This window comes from Photobacterium sp. GB-50, from assembly GCF_003026755.1.
GTDB lineage: Bacteria > Pseudomonadota > Gammaproteobacteria > Enterobacterales > Vibrionaceae > Photobacterium.
Window position 1 is genome coordinate 187,774 of sequence record NZ_PYNX01000004.1, and the last position, 22,153, is coordinate 209,926.

Consider the following 22,153-nt stretch of genomic DNA (forward strand, 5'->3'; position numbering starts at 1 on the left):
TATATCAGGGCAGCAAGAAAGTTATCAAGTCACTTATGTCGTCTTATGTTTTGAATTACTGCAAACAAAGGTTGAGATAGAGCTGCTCAAAAAGTAAACGCTAAGTAGTATTTCAAAGATGGCGCATAACTTTTCTCACAACGTCTTAATAAGAAATGCATTATTAACAAATATATAATGTGTTTTATTGCACGGTTAACAAGATTTCTAACAGTATTTTTTTTATTGGAATAATAAATTTATCCAAGAATGCTCTGATATTAATCCATAAATATATTGTTAAATTCAAATTTGTCACTTTAGTTATATTAACACTTTTGTTAATACCAGTGACAAATAGCGTTGAAATTGTTAATTCCTTTCTTGCCATCAATATGCATCTGTGTTGTTATATTAAATATGCAACGTGTTTGTAATACATCTGTATTATATGCGGCTTAATATGTGAGCTATGTTGTATTAATGATTAGATAGAGCTCATAGGTTGAATTGTTTAAATTTATGGAACAAACCTTGAGCTTATTAAGTGTATTAATAATTTGATAGAAAGGAAGGAGCCTTAAATGAGTAAGGTAGCATTAGTTACAGGTGCTAAAGGTGGTATTGGTTCATCGATCACTCAAGCATTAGTCGATGCAGGTTTTCGAGTAGTTGCAACATATTATCCAACAGGTGAAAAAGCGGCTCAAGAGTGGTTCGCGGATAATAATTATTCATCTGAGTCTGTTCGACTATTTCCACTCGACGTAACTGATACGAATTACTGTCAAGAAGCGTTAGCAACATTGCTTCAGGAAGAAGGTCAAATCGATGTGCTAGTTAACAACGCAGGTATCACTAAAGATACGACATTCAAGCGTATGACTGCTGATCAATGGAATGCAGTAATCAACACAAATTTAAATAGTCTGTTCAATGTTACTCAGCCTTTATTCGACTCAATGTGTAATAAAGGTAATGCTCGCATTATTAATATTACATCAGTAAATGGACTTAAAGGTCAGTTTGGTCAAGCAAACTATTCAGCAGCTAAAGCTGGCATGATTGGCTTTACAAAAGCACTAGCAGCAGAAGGCGCACGTGCTGGCGTAACGGTAAATGCGGTCGCTCCTGGTTATACCGGCACGCCAATGGTTGAAGCGATTAAACCTGAAATACTTGATTCAATTAAAGCTGAAATTCCGATGCGCCGTTTAGCGCTACCACAAGAAGTAGCGGCAACAGTGACATTTTTAGCAAGTGATGCAGCAGCCTATATTACTGGTGAAACATTATCAGTAAATGGCGGCTTATACATGAACTGATCAAGATTGACTGATTATTGAATTTTTAAGTAAGGACGCGAATTAATATGGCTAGGGTATTTATTGTTGCTGCAAAACGTACACCAATCGGTAGTTTTAGCGGTGCACTAAAATCAGTAACAGCAGCAGAACTTGGCGCAGCCTCAATCAAAGGCGCGTTAGCAGAAACATCAGTACCAGTAGAAGCGATTGATGAAGTGATTTTCGGAAATGTCGTTGGTGCTGGTCAAGGTATGGGACCGGGTCGACAAGCAGCTTTAAAAGCGGGCATTCCTAATGAAGTACCTGCATACACATTAAACATGGTGTGTGGTAGTGGTATGAAAGCGGTAATGGATGCTGCCGCCCACATCAAAGCAGGTGATGCTGATATCGTGGTTGCTGCAGGCGCAGAAAACATGTCTCAAATTCCATTTTGTGCATCATCGAAAATTCGTGATGGGCAAAAAATGGGTAATCTGGAACTTAGCGATTTATTAATTGCTGACGGTTTAACGGATGCCTTTAATAATTACCACATGGGTGTAACCGCTGAGAATGTTGTTGAGAAAGTAGGCTTAACACGTGAACAGCAAGATAATTTCGCACTAGCGAGCCAACAAAAAGCCGTTGCTGCTATTGAGCAAGGCAAGTTTGTTGATGAAATTACACCTGTAGAAGTAGTAGGTCGTCGTGCAACGGTTATTGTTGATACCGATGAGTACCCGAAACAAGATGCTTCAATCGAAGGTCTGGCAAAACTACGTCCTGCATTTAAACGTGATGGTTCTGTTACTGCAGGTAACGCATCAGGTATTAATGATGGCGGTAGTGCAATTATTGTTGTTTCAGAAGCGGCAGTAAATAAATATAACCTGACGCCACTTGCTGAAATTGAAAGTTATGCGCAAGCAGGTATTGCTCCTGAAATCATGGGCTTAGGGCCTGTGCCAGCAGTACTTAAAGCATTAGATAAAGCACAACTATCAATTGATAAAATTGAGCGTTTAGAGTTTAACGAGGCTTTTGCTGGCCAAGCGTTGGGTGTGCTTTATGAAGTAGCAAAAGAAACGAATTCAAAAGTTGAAGATCTCGTTGAACGTGTAAACGTCAATGGCGGAGCCATCGCTCTAGGTCACCCATTAGGTGCATCAGGTAATCGTATTTTAGTGAGCTTATTACATGAAATGCGCCGCCGCGAAGATAAGTACGGTATTGCGACCTTATGTGTAGGTGGTGGTATGGGTACAGCGGTCATTCTAAAACGCGTTTAATTTTTATCTAAATATCGGCGCTGTATGAGGATACATGCAGTGCTTTATTACTATCAATGAGGAAAGATCTATGTATACGGAAATGTTTAAGTCGTTCTCTGAACAAACTGAGAAATCTCTAGCACCATACGTTAAGTTCAACAAACTATTCACTAAGAATGTTGAAGAACTAACTGAACTTCAACTTGCTGCTGTTCGCGCATACAGTGATTTAGGTCTGTCTCAGCTTAAAGCTGTTAGCGAAGTAAAAGATATCCAATCTCTAACTGCGTTCAATAGCCAACAACTTGAAACGTTGACTAAGCTTTCTAAGCAGCTTATTGATGATAGCAACAAGTTCAACGCTGTTGCTCAATCATTCAAAACAGAAGTAGAAGAGCTTGTTGCTGACAATGTTAAAAAAGCAACGCCAGTAGCTTAAGGTTTATTTCTAGTCGCTCTCATTTATATGAGGGCGACTTTTTTGTTACAGCTTATCTCAATTATGCTGAGTCAACTGTTCCTTAGTGTAATTGAATTAGTCCAAGTACAGGGTTTTTGTTATGAACAATCACTTCTTTTCGGACTACTTTGCCAAGCTCCAAGATATGAACCAGCTATGGTGGAAGGAGTTAGACTCCGGCAAGGCAGCCATGAACACCCCATTAAATAAAGCGCTGAATGATATTAATTTGGAAGATACTGCAGAGTTTTTTGAAAAAGCAGCATCACAGCCAGCAGCACTTGCTCAAGTCCAAATGGATTGGTGGGAAAAACAAGTAAAAATCTGGCAGAACATCGCGATGCCATCAACTGATGGTGGACAATCTCTAATTAAGCCAGCAAAAGATGATAAACGTTTTAGCGATCCTGCGTGGGAAAATGAAGCGTTTTACAATTATATTAAGCAATCTTATTTGCTTTTTAGCGACTCAATGCGTGAAGCGATTGATTCTATTGAAGGTGTTGATGAGAAGGCAAAAGAGCGTTTAGGCTTTTTTTCACGCCAAGCAATCAATGCGATGTCGCCAACAAACTTTGTTACTACAAACCCAGAACTGGCTAAGTTGACCGTTGAAACTAATGGTGAAAACTTAATTAAAGGGATGGAGTTACTGCAAGAAGACATGCAGAGCAGTGCGGATGTCCTGAAAATTCGCATGACTAATCGCGACGCATTCCAACTGGGTGTCAATATTGCAAATACTGATGGTGACGTCGTATTTAAAAATGAGTTATTTGAACTTATTCAATATAAGCCATTAACTGAAAATGTTAATAGTACACCATTGTTAATTGTTCCTCCGTTTATCAATAAATATTATATCCTTGATTTACGTGAAAATAACTCAATGGTTCGTTGGCTTGTAGAGCAAGGTCATACTGTCTTTATGATGTCTTGGAGAAATCCAGGTACACCACAAAGGGAGGTGGATTTTGAAAACTATGTACTAGACGGTGTTATCCCTGCCGTTGACGCTATTGAAGATATCACTGGCGAAAAACAAATCAATGCAGCGGGTTACTGTATTGGTGGTACATTATTAGCTACTACTCTGGCGTATTACGCAGCAAAACGCATGCGTAATCGTATTAAATCAGCAACATTCTTCACAACATTACTCGATTTTTCACAACCGGGTGAAATTGGTGCTTATGTTAATGATCCATTAGTATCAGCAATTGAAGCACAGAACGATGTTAATGGTTATATGGACGGCCGCTCTTTGAGTGTGACGTTTAGTTTATTGCGTGAAAATAGCCTTTATTGGAATTATTATGTCAATAATTACTTAAAAGGTAATAGTCCAATAGACTTCGATTTACTTTATTGGAACGGTGATAGTACGAATGTTACAGCTGCATGTCATAGTACTATTTTACGCGAGTTTTATTTAAATAATAAGTTAGTCGATAATAAAGGAATAAAAATTGGTGGTGTTTTTATTGATTTATCTAAAATCAAAGTACCAACATACTTTATTTCTACTCAAGAAGATCATATCGCTTTATGGCAAGGTACATACAGAGGCGCTCAGAAATTAAGTGGGAAGTCGACATTTGTACTAGGAGAGTCTGGTCATATTGCTGGGATTGTAAATCATCCTAAAAAGAATAAATATGGTTTTTGGCTAAGTGATAAGCAAGAAGAAAACCCAGAATCTTGGTTAGATAATGCTAAACGTCAAGATGGCTCTTGGTGGACGCATTGGGATACTTGGTTAGGGGATTTTAATAAGAAAGAAAAAGTGCCGGCACGCGAAATTGGAAGTGATAATTATAAAGCACTTTATACAGCGCCTGGAGATTATGTGAAAGAAACACTGCCACTTAAATAACTCCTCTGAATGAATAAGGCTCAGCATTATAAATGCTGAGCTTTTTTTTTGACATAAATATGATATTTTAAATCAGCCATTTTAGATAAAATGTATATACTAGTTGTGATTCATGTATTATTTAACGATTTACGATGTTGATATCTGAACAAAAATAAAAATAATTGTCAGAATGTAGACTTTTCCTATTGGAAATAAAACGGGCGTGTTAATGAATAGAAAAACTCTTGAAGTAGCCGATGATGGTTATTCATTTATAATTAATTTTTTTGATTTTTTAGTTATAAATTTCTCTCTTACTCTTGTCTATGCATTTTTTGCCCAAGAACCATCACCGTTTGATTTATTATACGGTATTTTTATCAGCGTTACTTTCGTCGGTTGTGGCCACTACGTTGGTTTTTATGACAAAGAAAATCGTGCTAACTATCGACGAATGACTTTGCGCTTATTAGGTAACTTTTTACTTGTTGAGTTCTGTGTTTTATCGATAACGTTTTTCTTCGCTTTCATTGATCATGTCAATGTACGGGGCTTTATTGGAAATATAGGACTTTCGTGGTTTTTATTATCGTTTCTGATTATTTGGAGTTCGCGTATTGCTGTTTATTATGTAACTAAATACATTGGTCGCCATAAAAAAACACATCGTATTGCTATTCTAGGAATGACAACAGCGGGTTTAGCAATAGAGAAAGCATTATTAGAGAAATACAAAAATACGAATTTTGAAATTAGTTATTATGATGATCGTGGTGAAGAACGCTTTAGTTATTTAACGAAATCTCAGTGTAAAGGGAAAGTTAACAAGCTTATTTCCTTTGCAAAAAAAGGCGAAATTGATGATGTGTATGTCGCTTTGCCTATGGTTGCCAAAGAACGTATACATTTCTTCTTACATCAGTTATCAGATACAACGGTTGATACTTTTGTGGTACCTGATCTCTTTACTTATAATTTGAATGCTTCTCAAATTTGTCGTGTGGGTAATGTGGAGACATTGAGTGTTTTTGCGAGTCCTTTTGAAGGTATTGGTGATTACATTAAGCGTCTGGAAGATTTGATTATTGGTAGTGTGATTACGCTTCTTATCTCACCTGTACTTATCGCTGTTGCTATCGGTGTTAAATTGAGTTCGCCTGGTCCTATTTTATTTAAGCAAGATCGTTATGGTCTTCGTGGTAACAAAATTAAAGTGTGGAAATTCCGTTCCATGAAAGTAATGGAAAATAACCATGTGGTGAAACAAGCAACTAAAAATGATCCACGAGTGACTAAATTCGGTGCGTTTATTCGTCGAACATCACTAGATGAATTGCCACAGTTTATTAATGTATTGCAAGGCACCATGTCGATTGTAGGTCCGCGTCCTCACGCTGTCGCACACAATGAAGAATATCGAATTCTTGTCGATAACTATATGATTCGTCATAAAATCAAACCTGGCATCACGGGGCTTGCACAAATAAGTGGTTATCGTGGTGAAACGGACACGCTTGATAAGATGGAAAAACGAATTCAATATGATATTCGTTATATGCAGAATTGGAGCTTAGTCTTAGATTTAAAGATTATTTTCTTAACCATTTTTAAAGGCTTTGTCAGCGAAACGGCATATTAATTTACCTCCATTACTGGATTGAAATTATTTTTTGCATTTTTTTGAGTTTTTTAATTTTCTGTTGTCTATTATGTTGTAACGACGGGCTTTATTTAATATTTGGAGCGGGTAATGACTAAACTAGCAACTATTGAAGGTATCGGTGAAGTATATGCGGCTAAATTAGAAGCGGCAGATGTCCATACGATGGAGCAATTATTAGATAAAGGTCAGAAACCTGCAGGCCGAAAAGCTATTGCTGAAGCAACGGGCATTAGTAGTAAATTAGTATTAAAGTGGATTAACCGAGCTGATTTATCTCGTGTTAAAGGTATTAGCACTCAATACGCTGATTTATTAGAGTTTTCTGGTGTTGATACGGTTCCAGAACTTGCGCAGCGTAATGCAGAAAATTTACATGCAAAAATGCTAGAAGTGAATGAAGAAAAGGCACTAGTTCGTCAATTACCGGCATTGAAAAGTGTTCAAGATTGGATTGCACAAGCGAAGGAATTGCCTCGAGCAATTGAATATTAATATTTTATCTAATCAGAAAGCAGCCATTTTGGCTGCTTTTTTATTATTTGAAATATATAGTCGCCTATAGAAATAAAGGATATGAATGGAGTTTGGGATGATGAACGGGCGTTCTATTAATTGTTTCGTAATAAGTTGCTTAGTAATGATGCTCTTAAGCCTACCGACACAGGCGAAAAACTACAGTGTTACAGATACGTCAAAAATAGAGCCAAGTATTGAGTTTAATCTTGATGGGCAAGTAACCAATCAGCGTTTATGCTTCTATGAGGATAAAGCTTATTCATTGGGCGCGATTATTGATATCGATGGTTATAAACTTCAGTGTGCTGTTGAAAATGAAGTGGAATTAAACGGTCGCTTAATGTGGAAAAACTTAGTACCAGTAAAATAAAAGAAAGCCAGCAATGATTATCTATATTGATAATCATTGCTGGCTTAAGCTAAAGAACAATAATTACTTAGCTAGAGAGCGGCTACGAAGTTCGAAAATTAGCTTCTCAGCACTGCATTCGAATTGAATACGCGCTGTTAATTCAGTGCTATTTTCATCTACTGGGGTTGTTTCAACTTTGTAGTTAGCATTCACTTCTTTTGCTAGTGCAAGGTAGTTTGCTAATTCTACTTCTAGTGCATCTTTACCTTGAGCAAAGATTTGAACGTCTGCAGTATCATCGTTTTCTTTGATGATAAAACCGAGTTCACCTGATACACCACATGCTTCACAAACTTGGTATTCTTCTTTTTCAATAGTCATAACTTTAATCCCCATCGGTTAAGGGGCTATTCTAGAACGTTGTGATGTAGATCGCTATTCATTAATAATGAAAAGTGAGTTTCATATATCTAAATTGATAAAGAATTAACATAGATTAGCCATATAAGCGTGTAATGTGAGCAAAAGTTTGCTCAAAGGGGTACGCTTCAAGTTGACCAAAACCATCAAATTGCTTGGCTTTTATCTTGGTGGTCAATGGTGTTGTCATACCATTTAAAAATCGTGTAATAGCAGCAACAGATGGTGCTATATCACATGCATTGATGAATTGATCGCACCATTGGGTTAAAACGTGATCGGAAACCTCTGGTAGTGTCGGTAATGGTGGCAATGTGATACTTTTTCCTCGACAAACAGAGCAATGGTTACAATGTTCCGGAGCATGATGATCAGCAAAATAACGCGCTAATTGATAACTTAAACAGGTTTTGCTTTCAAAAAAATCAATCATACTATTGATACGTTTTATTTCACTATGCTCTTTTTGTTGGAACAGTTGATACAGCGCCTCACTCTCAACACCGATATCAAAGTGATGATTTTTGATAGCATATACGTCAGTCATTTGTTTGCTTTCTAAAGTGATCCAACCTTTTTCATTAAAATAGTCAATCGCAGCAACAACACGTTTTCTATCTGCATTATAGCCTTGCCATAATGCGTCCATATCTAGTGTATTCCATACTCTTGCTTTTGTTGAACAAGCAAAAATTGCTTCGACGAACTGGCGACGCTCATTATTAAAATGCGATAAAATTTCATGCTGGCTAATGTTGAGCTTGTAACGGTAATCAGCAAAATAAGTATATTGAGGCTCAATGATCTGGCGAATCTCTAAATAGACCAATAGTGTTTTTAAAGGCAATAATCGAATATTGGCATCTTTTGATAGCCGATTATTCATTACTTCCCACTGTTGTGATTGTGCTTTGATTTCATGTAATACGGTTGCTATCGAACTGCGATCAGGAGTATCTCCATAAATGAAATTTTGTAGCACATTTAGACCTGATTTATTTGCAATGACTGTGCAGGTTGAGTTTTCACCATCACGACCAGCACGACCTATTTCCTGACTATAGTTTTCAATTGATTTTGGTAGATCGAAGTGTATCACTTGGCGAATATCAGATTTGTCGATCCCCATGCCAAAGGCGATGGTGGCAACAATGCAATTGATTTCTCCTGCCATAAACTGTTGTTGTATATGCTGGCGGCGATCGGCATCCATACCTGCATGGTAAGCTTGAGCGGGAATATGATTACTTGTGAGAGTTGCCGCAATCTCTTCTGCAGTATGCTGTAAAGTGACGTAAACAATAGATGGTGTATTGGGTTGTGCTATCAATTGTTGCTGTAGTACATCCAATTTTTCATCATCTTGGGCTGCCAAAATAGAGAGATCAAGATTCTTGCGATAGAAACCTGTTACGACGATATCATCTTTTGCAATATTGAATTTATCTTGCATATCATTAATAACAGCTGGCGTCGCCGTGGCTGTTAGTAGTAATACTTGTGGAATATTTAAAGACTGTTGGTAATAAGGTAATTTCAGGTAATCGGGTCTGAAATTGTGCCCCCATTCTGAAATACAGTGAGCTTCATCAACGACGAGTAATGAGATAGGGACTTGACTGATAAAATGTCTAAAGCGCTCATTTTTCAATCGCTCAACAGAGATCATTAATACTTTAATTTCGCCTTGGCGAATATTTTGCATAACTTGCTGAGTCTGTTGCCAAGTTTGGCTTGAGTCGATAGATGCTGCGGGAATACCTTTTGATGCAAGGAAATCCAACTGATCTTTCATTAATGCTAAGAGTGGTGAGATCACCAGTGTTAAGTGTGGTAATTCAATTGCTGGGAGTTGGTAACACAGTGATTTACCCGAGCCAGTAGGAAAAATAGCGGCTGCAGAATGGCCATCAAGAACACGAGTAATGACTTCTTCCTGACCTGTTCTAAGAGAATCAAAACCAAAATATTTTTTAAGTGTTTGATGATACATGCTGAATACTCAATTGTCTTAATTGATAGCATCATACCGTATGTTGATGTCATAAGGGGAATGAGATATTAAATCACGTTACAAAATTGCGAAATAATTATCGTTGTATTCCTACCGACTAAATATATTTAAAGGAATATGTAAATGGAAACCATAAGCATCATTCTCACTATACGACGTGATATACAAACGTGTATCAGAATCAAAACTTATGGCGATATTTGCTTCTTGATAGTGAGATGATGTTGGTTTTAACGAAAGTGGCTGAAAATTGTTTAACGCTTTGTTTGCACATAAGCCAGCATGGAAAAATGATAGTTGGAGGAGTGTATTACAGTTTGAAGAATCAAACGTTAATGCTGTTTTTGCTTCGAAGGTAGTAATAGGGGAATGATTATTAAAACTATACGCTGATGGTGATGAAAGAAGCACAAAAAACAATAAGTATAATTTCATTGGTCTTTCTCGTTATTGGGATATAACAAGAAAATGCATATAGTGTTCCAATATGATGTTTATTGCTAATTATTCGAGAAAAAGGAAAAATAAATCGTTTGTAGATAACGCGTGAACGCATCCTTGCGTTGCTGTTTACTTAGTGTTTTGTGATTTTATCAAGATATCCCATAGCAAAAGCAGATAATACAAAGGTAATATGAATTAGCAGGTACCATATTAATTTTGAGTTATCAATATTTTCTATATTCATAAATATTTTTAATAAATGAATTGAAGATATTGCAACAATAGAGGCTGATACTTTGTTTTTCAATGAGCTTGCATCAAGTTTACCTAACCAGCCTAATTTGTCGTCATGATCATCGAGATCTAGGCGTGAAACGAAGTTTTCATAGCCAGAAAACATCACCATAACAACGAGTCCGCCAACAAGAGCAATATCAACAAGTGAAAGAATAATCAGAACTAAGTCCATACTTTTCATTGTGATAATAACTGGGATTAGATCAAATATCTCTTGAAAGAATTTCACTGAAAGTGCCAATAACACAAAGCTGAGACCGAAGTAGATAGGTGCCATTAACCAACGTGACCCATACATTATTCGTTCAAATAGTTTTTCCATCACAAAGTGTCTCGTAAAAGGGGGGAAGGGTAATCTAAAGTGGGATTTTAGATCGAAAATCTAGAAGTGAATAGTTAGAATGCACGATGAAAGCATTTTTTGCTGAAAATTTTATGCTTGAAGTAAATAAAAGGCTCTATCTTAAGATTACAGATAGAACCTCTTTACTGATTAAAAAGAAAAACCAATACCACCTGCATTATCGTAATGGTTGTAGTCAGAGATCGAAATACCGTAACCACTTTCTAACATCATATATCCACGTAGGCGCTTATAGATTGGAAAACTCCAGGTAATGCGCTCATAACCACGTGAAAATCCACTTTCTAAAGCGTTACGCACGGTTAATGAAATCAGATTATTATTATCAACAGCCCAGTTCATGCTGATGCGTCCGTATCCCATGTAGTTGGTAATATCTTTATTGTAATCTTTTGCACCAAAGTCGAGACGTAGCCATGGCTTGATACTTAATGTGTAGTTGTTATGTTCGAATGTGAAATCAGCAAATGCACGATTCCAGCTTCTTTCTTGTTCGCCGCCTCTACCATTAGATTCATGGACGAGACCAACCGTTGTTCCAGCATACCCCAACGCATTATTTTCGGCTTTTTCAGGAAGGGTCCAAAAAATAGATGGCTCATATTCAGTGTCCCTAAAATAGGCTGAAGAAGCGTACGCTTGCCAATTTGAACGCTGTGTATAAGTAACATAGAGCTTGTCGTTTCTATTTAAAACACCAGATGCTAAACGGTACTTTAGGCTGATCTGAAAGTTAACGTTGTACTTACTTAATTTACCGTCTTCAGGAATAATCGATTGGTATTCTTGATAGTTAGGTTTTTGAGTGTAGTAAAAAGGTAGAACGTAATTGTCTTTGTACTGCTGAAGCAATAGATTATTTGAGCTTGAGTAATCTAACGAGTTATTAACCACTTCTTCAGCTAAAACATTACTAGAAAAAAAAGAACAGCCAATTAGCAGGGTAGAAAAAAGTAGAGGGTATCTAATTGGTTGCCATACAAATTGCGTCATAATTTTTATCGTCACAGTCATTTAAGAGTAAATTCTTATTATCATAGACAGAATTTTTATATTATGTATACAGATATTAATGAAATCATAAATTGGTTGGGTTTATTTATTAAAATAAGTATGAAAAAGGGACGTATTACAATACGTCCCTTGGATAAGATATCTGGCTATGTGGTTACTATTGTGATTCGATTTCCACTTTAAACAGTACTGCATAAAGTAGTGGAATAATCACCAAAGTTAAAATGGTTGCAAACAATAAACCAAACATGATTGTTACTGCCATACTCTTGAAGAAAGGATCAATAAGTAAAGGAGCAACGCCTAAAATTGTGGTTAATGCACCAAGTAAAACAGGGCGTGCACGACTTAAGGCTGAGTCAATAATCGCTTGATAAGGTGTTTTGCCTTCTTTTATTTCTACATCTGTTTGGTCAACCAGAACAATCGCATTTTTAACCATCATACCAATTAAGCTAAGGAAGCCAAGAATAGCCATAAACTCGAAAGGTGTTTGGAAAATAACCAGACCAATGGTAACGCCAATAATAGCTAATGGCGCTGTTAGCCAAATAATCAATGGCTGTTTTAATGCATTAAACATAAATATCACGGATAAAATCATCGCAGCAAAACCATAAGGTGCAGAAATCGCGAGTCCTTCATTTGCGTCTTTGGATGCTTTATATTCACCGTACCATGTCAATTTATAACCTGGTGGTAACTCGATAGCTTCGATTTTTCCACGCAGTTCATTAAATGCATCGGCCGTCAGTACACCTGGTGCAGGATCTGCCTGAACCAAAATGGTTGGTATACGGTTAATTCGACGTAAGATGGCATCTTCCCACGTGACATTAACAGATTCGATTAATTGGCTAACAGAGATTGGTCCATTGACCATACGACTATGGACTTCTGTGTTTTCAATAGCACGTTCATGAGTACGTTCACTTTCTGGCGCACGAACAACAATTGGAATTAAGTCATTTCCTTCACGATATACACCAACCGTTCGACCTGATAGCGTTTGTGCAATTGCTTGGCTAATTTCCTGATTGGTTAGTCCATAACGTTGCGCTTTTTCTGTTGAATAAACAGGTTTAATAACAGGTACTTGTTGACGCCAATCATCTTGAACGGCAATCAAGTTTTGATCAGACAGCATGATTGACTTCGCTTGTTCAGCAAGATCACGTAGGACTCTACTGTCAGGGCCTTGGAAACCGGCTTCAATTTTTTTACCGCCCCCACGACCTAGCATGAATTTCCATACTTTGATCGAGGCTTCTGGGTATTTATTATCAAGCTCAGTTTGTAACTCAACAAGTAATGGAGCTATGTTACGGTAATCATCAATATCAATCAGTAATTGACCATAACTTGGATTGCGTGCTTCTGGTGCATAAGTCAGCATAAAGCGTAAGCCACCACCACCAATGAAGCTTGAGATATTCCCGATACCTTCTTTATTGGTAATATCTTGTTCAATCCGAGCGATCGTTTTTTCTGTATTGGTGATGTCTGTTCCCTGAGGAAGGTAGACATCAACAACAAATTGCGCACGTTGTGATTCTGGCATAAAGCCAGGTGGTACAAATTTCATCCCCCAAATAGCGCCAACCAGTGTTGCCAGTAGCAATGCCCCAGTTATTTTACGGTGTGACAAAACCCAAGTTAATAAAGCTTTGTAACTTTCTACAATTTTACTTGGCTTAGTATCTTGTTGTTTGATCTTAACTTTTAAGAACTGATGGCACAGTAACGGTGTTACGGTAACAGCAAAGACCCAGCTAAGTAACATTGAGTATAAGATCACCCAAAATAGCGAACCGGCATATTCACCCATATCTGACGGTGATAAGCCAATCGCACTGAAAGCACAAATACCCACAACAGTACCGCCTAAAAGCGGCCATTTAGTTGCATTGACAACCTCTGGAATAACGACATTACGATCTTCATTGTTTTGGAGGCGTACCAGAATACTGTCAGTTACCACAATGGCATTATCTACTAACATGCCTAATGCGATGATCAGCGCACCTAACGAAATTCGTTGCATTGCGATGTCATCAATTAACATGATGCATAGAGTACCGGCCACTGTTAAAAGCAATACAAAGCCAATAATCACGCCAGATCGAATACCCATAAATAGCAGTAAAACGATGAAAACAATCACCACAGCAGCAATCAAGTTATCGATAAAATTCGTTACCGAATCACGAACAGAGTCTGATTGCATTGAGATAATATGAAGATCCATACCCAGTGGACGTTGGTTTTCAAGTTCAGCAATACGCGCTTTAACCGCATCACCCATATCAACCACGTTACCACCAGTGACATTGGAAATACCAAAGCCAATCGCCCGTTCACCATTAAAGCGCATTAGCATGCTAGTGGGTTCTTGATAACCTCGGCTAACATCGGCAATGTCTTTTAAACGTAAAACAGTATGGTTATCACCAATACCAATTTGAAGGTTACGTAAATCTTCAAATGAATTAACGTTAGGTGTTGGAATAACAGGTAAACGCATACCATTAGATGTCAGACTACCTGCAACATTAACAATATTTTGTTTTTGTAATACTGATAAAACGTTATCAACTGACAAACCATAATTAGCTAAGCGCTCACTGGTGATCTCAACAAAAATACCTTCTTGTTGCTCTGCTAATGTTGCCGTTTTAGCTACACCAGGTACTAACACAAGTTCACGACGCAGTGAATCAACATAGTCTTGTATTTGCTTATCGGTAAAGCCTTCTCCCGTTACAGCGAAAAATAGCGCATAAACATCAGAGAAGTCATCGTTTACGATTGATGGGCCAGCACCAGGAGGAAGAAGACGTTGGGCATCAACAACTTTACGACGTAGCTTATCCCAAACTTGTTGAAGCGCTGCCTGATCTTTTGAAAATTCAAGTTTTATCTCAACAGTAACTTCTGACATCCCTTGTTTGGAAACAGACTTAACTTCTTTTAGTTCCTGTAAAGATTGCACCGCACCTTCAATGACATCTGTGACTTCGTCGGAAACTTCTTGTGCTGTTGCTCCTGAATAAGGGGTAACAATGACGGCTTGGCGGATCACAAATTCAGGATCTTCAAAACGACCTAGCTTTAAGTAACTGATGTAACCGCCAATTAAGATCAGTGCAATGATCACCCAAACACTTGTTCGTTTGGCGATGGTATAGCGAGCGATATCCATCTATTTACGCTCCATTTTTTGTGTTATCAGTGTATGGGCGTACTTCCATACCTGGCTTCAACTTAGATACACCAGCGATGACAATACGTTCACCAACTGTTAGGCCATTAAGAACGGTAATACAGTTTTTGTTGACACTCCCCACTGTGATGTAGCGTTTTGATACTGAATTGTCTTTATTCACCACCCATACAAATTGTTTGCTCTTGTTATCTGGAACGACAGATGCCAGTGGAACAATAATTGGGTTTCGGTTTTCTTGTGGACACAATGCTAGGTTTGGAGAAACTTTAACGGGCATACCTGGTAAGAGATTTAACCCTTTGTCGTCGTTAATACTAAGGACAACAGAGAAGGTTTGTGTGATCGGATCGGCTTGGGTTGAGTAGGTACGCAAACTCAAAGGTAATAATTGATCTGTATTGTTATTTAACTCTGCAACAGCTTTATTACATGTCATTCCTGCAAGCATGACACTGTCTGTAATATTAATAACCACTTCTAAGTCATCAATATTATGTAATGTTAATACCGGATTATTAGCTTGAATTTGAACGTGATTATCAATTAATTTACGTCCAATGATACCACTAAATGGTGCAACTAACTGGGTGTAATTTAGCTTGTTTTTCGCTTCTTTTACCCGGTTTTGTGCCAAGTTATATCGGACAATAAGTTTATCTAAATCACTTTTAGAAATCGCTTGGCTGCTTTCATAGATGGCTTTACCACGTTGGTAAGCTTTGCTTGCATCTGTTAATTCAAGTTGTGCAGCGGCAAAAATAGTTTGGGCATCTTTGGGATCAAGCTTTGCTAATAGTTGACCTTTAGTCACACGGTCACCTTCGTTAACAAAGATATGGTTTACTCGACCTGTAACTTGAAATGATAAATCGGCACGTTGCGCAGAACGAATGACACCGTTAAAGCTCAAATTAGTATTTGCTTTGGGCTTTACAATTTCAGTAAGCGCAGGGCTAATGATGGGTTCTTGAACTTGTTCTTGTTGTTCTTTATCGCCACAACCTGACAGTGCGACAAGCACGATTGAAAAACTCACTGCGAGTTTACTAAATGAGAATGATGCCATTTTAGACATTGCTGATTGAGTTTTCACCGGATTCTCCGCTATCAGTATGGGACGGTATAAAAATTAGAAAACATGTTTATTTGTATGGAAATATAACAAGTAAACTTTTGGGTGTATTTTATGGGGGAATGGTATTTTGTAAACTACTAAGTGTACTTTTTTGTGACAAAATGTTAGATTAGGATCACAGGTGGTGAAAATAGGCAGTGAATCAATGAAGCAAACAGAACGTAAACATTTAGCAATTATTGCGGCAGCAAAAGCAGAATTTATCGAACATGGATTTATTGCTGCCAATATGGATAGAATTTCACAGGTTGCTGAAGTATCAAAACGGACTTTATATCGTCATTTTGATAGTAAAGAAACGCTATTTATTTCAGTATTGAAGATCATTCAAGACTCAGTGAATGAAAATGTGCAATACCATTTTGATCCACAAATGCCATTAAAAACACAGTTAATTGAAATTACACGTCGTGAAGTTGATATTTTGTACCATACGTATGGTATTTCTCTTTCTCGTATTATTGTAATGGAATTTATTCGCCAGCCAGAATTAGCTAAAAACTTAGTGAAAGATTTGTATAGCACCAGTGCAATTGCAGATTGGTTTAAATTGGCTATTGAAGAAAAAGCAATTGTTGATAAAGATGTCGCTTTGTTAACAAATATCTACATGAGTTTATTCCAAGGCTTATTTTTCTGGCCTCAAGTCATGGAGCTAGCGCCACCTTGTGAAGGTATGCAAGTAGAAGAAAATATTAATACTGTTGTTGATGTATTTTTGAATTCGTTTGCTATTGCCAAGTAATATTCTTCATAAAAAAGATATCTCGATATTTACAATATTACTTCACGTTTATTTGATATATAGCATGATATAATCCCTCTAAGAAATAGGTTGGGAAAGTAAATACTTATTTGTAGTTATTGAATGGTGGTGTATATTTGCTTTAGCAATAACACTTATTGTCAACCGTAATATAATATTCATAACATCGGATTAACGTGATGAAAAAATTATTAGTTGTTTCTGCTTTTCTTCTTGCATCAACGTCAGCGTTTGCTGCAACTACCGCTGCACCGGCACAACCTGCTCACGGTGGGTTCACTGGTCCTTCAGTAACACCTGTTATTAATACAATTAGCCAAGTTAAAAATGCACAAGATGACGCGGCTGTTGAATTAACAGGTTACATCACAACTTCACTGGGTAATGATGATTACATGTTTAAAGACAATACCGGTGAAATCAAAGTTGAAATCGATCATAATGATTGGAACGGCGTGAATGCAACACCATCAACGAAACTTAAGATCCGTGGCGAAGTAGACAAAGATTGGTCTGAGCGTACGATTGATGTAAAAGCCGTTGCTTTAGCTAACTAATTATTTCCTCAAAAATAATTTGAATAAATCGCTATTTCTGATTTAGAAATAGCGATTTTTTTGTTATTTATCTAAAATAAACTGCTGAATAACTTTGGCAACACCTGCATTATTGTTAGTGTCAGTAATAAAATTAGCGATAGCTTTCGTTTCTTCTGTTGCATTTCCCATTGCAACACCAAGACCAGCATACTCAATCATATGGTGATCATTGCCGGCATCCCCCATACAAATAACTTCACTTTGTTTGATGTCTAAGTATTCTGCTAGCGCTTCAACACCTACACCTTTATTACTATTTGGATTCATAAATTCAAGAAAAAAGGGAGCACTTTGTACAATCGTGTAGGATTGATAAAACGCTTTTGGTAATTGAGCAATGGCGGCTGATAGGCGATCAGGTTCATCGATTATCATTACTTTCATCACTTCTTCGTCATTTTCTAGTGTTGCAAAGTCTTCAACAGTAATTTCAAGACCATTAATTTTTGCTTCATGATCAGTGTAATAGTTATTTTCTGGTGTAATCAGGCCTTGACGACGAGTAAATGCATGAACATGAACACCAAGCTCATGAGCCAGTGAAGCAATGTTTTTAGCGTCCAAACCCGTTAATGTTTCGCTACGAATAATCTCTTTATTAGAGACGCGTTGAACGAGTGAAGCATTGTAACTTAAAACAAAGTCATTACTGCCTGTCATTTCTAGTTCGTTTAGTGCCCATGTCATCCCTTCTAAAGGGCGTCCTGACGCTAACACAATTGATACCCCTTGCTTGCGAGCCGCTGAAATTGCAGCTTTATTTTCTTGGGAAATCGTACCGTCAGAACTCAGAAGAGTACCGTCCATATCAAGCGCAACTAATTTATACATCATTCTACCCATTACAGAATTAAAACGGTTTTCATCATAAGCAAATTGAGCGCCGAAAACGATAAGAATAATGTTTAATAAGCGTTCTTTTGATCATTAATCGCTGACAAGTTTATGAATGTAATAAGCATTAATGTATTATTAAAAATTGTTACCAAATAATTATTTATTGTTAATAAACTTGGTATTTTTAGTTTAATTTGTTTAGACTACTTAATAAATTGGCACAATAAATTGCCTTTTGAGTAGTTATTAGCGCACAGAAAAATTGTTTTTTACTCGTTTGCGCTGACCGATTCGATATAAATGATAAGGATAATATTTATGCGAAAGCTTCTGGCTGCGACGGTATTGCTATCAGCAATGTCAGCATCTCAAGTTCATGCAAGTGAATGTGGAAAAGTCACTATTGCTGATATGAATTGGAACTCAGCAACATTATTAGCCAACGTCGACAGTTTCATTTTACAGCATGGATATGGTTGTGAAACGGATCTTGTTCCTGGCGATACGATGCCGACTGGTACATCAATGGTTGAGAAGGGCGAACCGGATATTGCACCTGAATTTTGGAGTAATTCGATGAAAGCCGCGTTAGATCGTGGTGTTGAAGAAGGGCGTATCCAATATGCAGGTACGAGCTTTTCTGATGGTGGTGAAGAAGGCTTTTGGGTTCCAGAATACATGGTGAAAAAAGATCCAAGCCTAGCGACTATTGCGGGCATTAAGAAGAATGCCAAACTTTTCACTCACCCAGAAGATCCTGAAAAAGCAGCATTTTATAATTGTCCAGCAGGTTGGAACTGCCAGATTTCTGCTGGTAACCTATTCGAAGCACTAAAACTTGAAGATGCAGGGTTTGATCTTATTGATCCAGGTTCAGGTGCAGGCCTTTCAGGTTCAATTGCTAAAGCTTATGAGCGTGGTGAAGCATGGTTTGGTTATTACTGGGCACCGACAGCGGTGTTAGGTAAATACAAAATGGTAAAAGTGGACTTTGGCTCAGGTGTTGATGCGAAGTACTTTAAAGAGTGTTTAACCAAGCCTGAATGTGTTGATCCGAAAGTTTCTATGTACCCACCGTCAGAAGTCGATACCGTTATTACCACCTCGTTTGCGAAACGTGCACCTGAAGCGGTGAAATACCTAGGTCAACGTTCTTTTACTAATGCACAAATGAATAGCCTTTTAGCGTGGATGGAAGATAACCAAGCTGATGGCGAAACCGTAATGGAAGAGATTTTAACGAATCACGAAGATATTTGGGTGAAGTGGGTTTCTCCTGAAGTTGCAGATAAAGTACGTGGTGCTTTAGCTGATTTGTAAGCTGTACGTCTACAGTGGTAGCTAACTACCACTGTAGCCACTTCGCTAAGGATATAGCGTAAGTGGGGAATAAAAGTAGTATGTATGGATAACAGTTATGTCAGATAAATCATGGTTAACTGAATTTCCGCAGCTTGAGCGTGCTCAGCTAGTTGAAATTCGAAAAACGTTGGACGGTGCTTATCGTTCTTTTTCTCGTGAATATGGCGACACAATCGAAGGCTTCTTCGATCCTCTTCTTTCTTTTCTTATCTGGTTTGAAAAACTTTTACTCGCCACTCCTTGGTGGATAGTGATTGCTGTATTGGCAGCGATTGCTTTCGTCGCAAGCCGATCGTGGAAATTATCACTTGGTGTCGTGTTGTCTTTTGGTTTCATCGGTGTGTTTGGTATGTGGGATAATACCATGCGAACCATGAGTATTATTTTAGTTTCTACGATGGTTGCCATAGGGATCGGAATACCAATAGGTATTGCTATGGCACGTTCTGAGAAGGTTCAGCGGGTTGTCACACCACTACTTGATGTGATGCAGACTATGCCAGCCTTTGTTTATTTGATCCCCGTTGTTATGTTACTCGGTCTTGGTAAAATTCCAGGCTTAATCGCTGTTGTTATTTATTCTGTCCCACCTGTTATTCGCTTAACCAACCTTGGTATTCGTTTGGTTGATGAAGAGGTGCTTGAGGCAGCGACAGCCTATGGCGCAAGTCCAATGCAGCGCTTATTTGGGGTGCAGATTCCACTGGCAATGCCTAATATTATGGCAGGGATAAACCAAACCATCATGATGGCACTTGCGATGGTTGTTATTGCTTCAATGATTGGTGTGAAAGGGTTAGGTCAACCGGTATTAAAATCGATTACCAACCAGTATTTCACCTTAGGTTTATTAAACGGCTTAGCGATTGTTGCGCTCGCAATTATTTTTGATCGTATATCACAAAGCTATGCTAAACGTACACAGCAACACTTAGGAGGTCGATCATGAGTTCATTATCAAAGCAGGATCCCCTCATTAGAGTGAAAAACCTCTATAAAGTGTTCGGTCCAAAAGCAAAAAAAGTTGTTCAACAAGTGAAAGATGGTGCATCTAAAGATGACATTTTAGCGAAAACCGGTCATACGGTTGGATTAAGCGATATCAACTTAGATATTTATCCGGGTGAAATTTTTGTGATTATGGGCCTATCAGGTTCTGGTAAATCAACCCTGATCCGTCACTTTAATCGCTTGATTGATCCAACTGAAGGGGTCATTGAAATTGAAGGGACAGATGTTATGTCACTCAATGAAAAGCAGCTTCAGGATTTTCGCCGTCATAAAATGTCGATGGTTTTCCAACGCTTTGGTTTAATGCCGCATCGCACGGTTTTACAAAATGTTGGTTATGGGTTGCAAGTACAGGGACTGAGTAAAAGCGCATGGCAAGCCAAAGCCAAAGAGTGGTTAGCGACTGTTGGTTTGACGGGATATGAAAATAGCTACCCAGCAAATCTTTCTGGTGGTCAGCAACAACGTGTTGGTTTAGCTCGCGCATTATGTACTGATGCTGAAATTTTATTAATGGATGAAGCATTCTCTGCACTTGATCCTTTGATTCGAAGTGAAATGCAAGATCAGCTTATTGAGTTACAAGAAAAGTTACATAAAACAATTGTCTTTATTACCCACGATTTAGATGAAGCATTACGGTTAGGCGATCGTATTGCCATTTTACGAGATGGGGTATTAGTGCAGCAGGGTAAACCTGTTGATATTTTATTAAACCCAGCTGACGACTATGTCGAAGCGTTTGTGAAAGACGTTAACCGTGCTCGAGCACTGACGGTTGAAACGGTTATGAAGCCACAAGTTGTTCGTATCTCTTCTGAAACGATTGGCGAAGCTGTTGCTGAAATGCGTAAAGTAAAAGATGATTTCGCGTATTACGTTGATAATCAAGGTTATCAAGGGGTCATCACGCAAGAGAAATTAGAGAGCGTAAAAGAATCTGATTATGCTAATGCAATAGACGCTTCAATGCTCGAAGATGTCCCAGCAGTTTCAACTGATGCGCTACTTGAAACCGTGATCCCTGAGACTTTAGATAGTGATCATCCACTGCCAGTAGTTGATGCTGATGGACAGGTAACAGGGCGATTGTCTCGTTCAACATTGGCTGAAGTATTGAGTGATCATGCAAATGACGCGGCCTCAGATAAAAATGTTGAAGTCATTAAAAAAGTAGAATCTAAAGTCGCTTAAGTCAGCTTTTCTTACCATTGATTGGCGATAAAAATATAACCAGTGTGTTATTGCTTTTATTAGTAATTACCACTGGTTTTTT

General features: G+C 37.9%; 20 protein-coding genes. 12 read left to right on the plus strand and 8 right to left on the minus strand.

Translation table 11 applies throughout. The annotated features are described in order from the left end of the window. Positions 1-563 precede the first annotated feature (563 nt). The 7 genes from C9J41_RS08035 (at position 564) to C9J41_RS08065 (ending at position 7,406) form a co-directional block, all read left to right on the plus strand. The gene (locus C9J41_RS08035) at positions 564-1,304 is read left to right on the plus strand and encodes an SDR family oxidoreductase (RefSeq protein ID WP_107206999.1); all 741 of its coding nucleotides are present in this window, start codon (positions 564-566) and stop codon (positions 1,302-1,304) included. 47 nt (positions 1,305-1,351) lie between these two features. Next, positions 1,352-2,557, plus strand: a complete 1,206-nt coding sequence (locus C9J41_RS08040; RefSeq protein WP_107294444.1) for an acetyl-CoA C-acetyltransferase — start codon at positions 1,352-1,354, stop codon at positions 2,555-2,557. A gap of 70 nt (positions 2,558-2,627) precedes the next feature. Continuing rightward, positions 2,628-2,978 (plus strand): phasin family protein, encoded by a 351-nt coding sequence (locus C9J41_RS08045; protein WP_005364186.1) that lies wholly within the window; start codon positions 2,628-2,630, stop codon positions 2,976-2,978. A 121-nt stretch (positions 2,979-3,099) separates the two neighbouring features. Beyond that, on the plus strand, positions 3,100-4,875 hold the full coding sequence (gene phaC, locus C9J41_RS08050) for a class I poly(R)-hydroxyalkanoic acid synthase (RefSeq protein ID WP_107206997.1): 1,776 nt from the start codon (positions 3,100-3,102) through the stop codon (positions 4,873-4,875). Between the two features lie 211 nt (positions 4,876-5,086). Continuing rightward, positions 5,087-6,496 (plus strand): undecaprenyl-phosphate glucose phosphotransferase, encoded by a 1,410-nt coding sequence (locus C9J41_RS08055; RefSeq protein WP_107294445.1) that lies wholly within the window; start codon positions 5,087-5,089, stop codon positions 6,494-6,496. Positions 6,497-6,607: 111 nt separating this feature from the next. After that, on the plus strand, positions 6,608-7,012 hold the full coding sequence (locus C9J41_RS08060) for a DUF4332 domain-containing protein (RefSeq protein ID WP_107206995.1): 405 nt from the start codon (positions 6,608-6,610) through the stop codon (positions 7,010-7,012). 97 nt (positions 7,013-7,109) lie between these two features. Beyond that, positions 7,110-7,406 (plus strand): DUF1496 domain-containing protein, encoded by a 297-nt coding sequence (locus C9J41_RS08065; protein WP_233219066.1) that lies wholly within the window; start codon positions 7,110-7,112, stop codon positions 7,404-7,406. Between the two features lie 63 nt (positions 7,407-7,469). Here the strand turns inward: C9J41_RS08065 and C9J41_RS08070 are convergent, their stop codons facing one another. From C9J41_RS08070 to C9J41_RS08100, 7 genes are all read right to left on the minus strand, one after another. Then, the gene (locus C9J41_RS08070; protein ID WP_005364200.1) at positions 7,470-7,769 is read right to left on the minus strand and encodes a DUF406 family protein; all 300 of its coding nucleotides are present in this window, start codon (positions 7,767-7,769) and stop codon (positions 7,470-7,472) included. Positions 7,770-7,884: 115 nt separating this feature from the next. Continuing rightward, the gene (locus tag C9J41_RS08075; RefSeq protein WP_107246811.1) at positions 7,885-9,801 is read right to left on the minus strand and encodes an ATP-dependent DNA helicase RecQ; all 1,917 of its coding nucleotides are present in this window, start codon (positions 9,799-9,801) and stop codon (positions 7,885-7,887) included. A 111-nt stretch (positions 9,802-9,912) separates the two neighbouring features. Beyond that, on the minus strand, positions 9,913-10,257 hold the full coding sequence (locus tag C9J41_RS08080; protein WP_107206992.1) for a hypothetical protein: 345 nt from the start codon (positions 10,255-10,257) through the stop codon (positions 9,913-9,915). Between the two features lie 139 nt (positions 10,258-10,396). Continuing rightward, positions 10,397-10,885, minus strand: a complete 489-nt coding sequence (locus C9J41_RS08085) for a TIGR00645 family protein (protein ID WP_107206991.1) — start codon at positions 10,883-10,885, stop codon at positions 10,397-10,399. Positions 10,886-11,056: 171 nt separating this feature from the next. Further along, complete coding sequence (locus C9J41_RS08090) at positions 11,057-11,920, minus strand: phospholipase A (RefSeq protein WP_107207115.1); 864 nt, start codon at positions 11,918-11,920, stop codon at positions 11,057-11,059. Between the two features lie 178 nt (positions 11,921-12,098). Then, entirely contained in the window at positions 12,099-15,143 is a 3,045-nt protein-coding gene (locus tag C9J41_RS08095; protein ID WP_107206990.1) for an efflux RND transporter permease subunit, read from the minus strand. A gap of 4 nt (positions 15,144-15,147) precedes the next feature. Then, positions 15,148-16,260 carry an efflux RND transporter periplasmic adaptor subunit gene (locus C9J41_RS08100; protein ID WP_369917489.1) on the minus strand — a complete coding sequence of 371 codons (1,113 nt, stop codon included), beginning with the start codon at positions 16,258-16,260 and terminating at the stop codon, positions 15,148-15,150. 187 nt (positions 16,261-16,447) lie between these two features. Here C9J41_RS08100 and C9J41_RS08105 point away from each other — a divergent pair, with 187 nt between their 5' ends. Both C9J41_RS08105 and C9J41_RS08110 read left to right on the plus strand, forming a co-directional pair. Continuing rightward, the gene (locus C9J41_RS08105) at positions 16,448-17,047 is read left to right on the plus strand and encodes a TetR/AcrR family transcriptional regulator (RefSeq protein WP_107207113.1); all 600 of its coding nucleotides are present in this window, start codon (positions 16,448-16,450) and stop codon (positions 17,045-17,047) included. A gap of 200 nt (positions 17,048-17,247) precedes the next feature. Next, positions 17,248-17,625, plus strand: coding sequence for a YgiW/YdeI family stress tolerance OB fold protein (locus C9J41_RS08110; RefSeq protein WP_107290746.1), 378 nt, complete (start codon positions 17,248-17,250; stop codon positions 17,623-17,625). A gap of 63 nt (positions 17,626-17,688) precedes the next feature. Here C9J41_RS08110 and yidA read toward each other — a convergent pair whose 3' ends face one another. Beyond that, positions 17,689-18,498: a sugar-phosphatase gene (gene yidA / locus C9J41_RS08115; protein ID WP_107206988.1), complete on the minus strand. Its 810-nt coding sequence runs from the start codon at positions 18,496-18,498 to the stop codon at positions 17,689-17,691. Positions 18,499-18,822: 324 nt separating this feature from the next. On the opposite strand from yidA, the gene C9J41_RS08120 reads away from it, so the two are divergent. From C9J41_RS08120 to C9J41_RS08130, 3 genes are all read left to right on the plus strand, one after another. Continuing rightward, the gene (locus C9J41_RS08120) at positions 18,823-19,824 is read left to right on the plus strand and encodes an ABC transporter substrate-binding protein (protein ID WP_107206987.1); all 1,002 of its coding nucleotides are present in this window, start codon (positions 18,823-18,825) and stop codon (positions 19,822-19,824) included. Between the two features lie 97 nt (positions 19,825-19,921). Continuing rightward, on the plus strand, positions 19,922-20,815 hold the full coding sequence (locus tag C9J41_RS08125; RefSeq protein ID WP_005364222.1) for a proline/glycine betaine ABC transporter permease: 894 nt from the start codon (positions 19,922-19,924) through the stop codon (positions 20,813-20,815). Beyond that, the gene (locus tag C9J41_RS08130; protein ID WP_107206986.1) at positions 20,812-22,071 is read left to right on the plus strand and encodes a glycine betaine/L-proline ABC transporter ATP-binding protein; all 1,260 of its coding nucleotides are present in this window, start codon (positions 20,812-20,814) and stop codon (positions 22,069-22,071) included. Before C9J41_RS08125 ends, C9J41_RS08130 begins: the two co-directional genes overlap by 4 nt. Positions 22,072-22,153 lie beyond the last annotated feature (82 nt).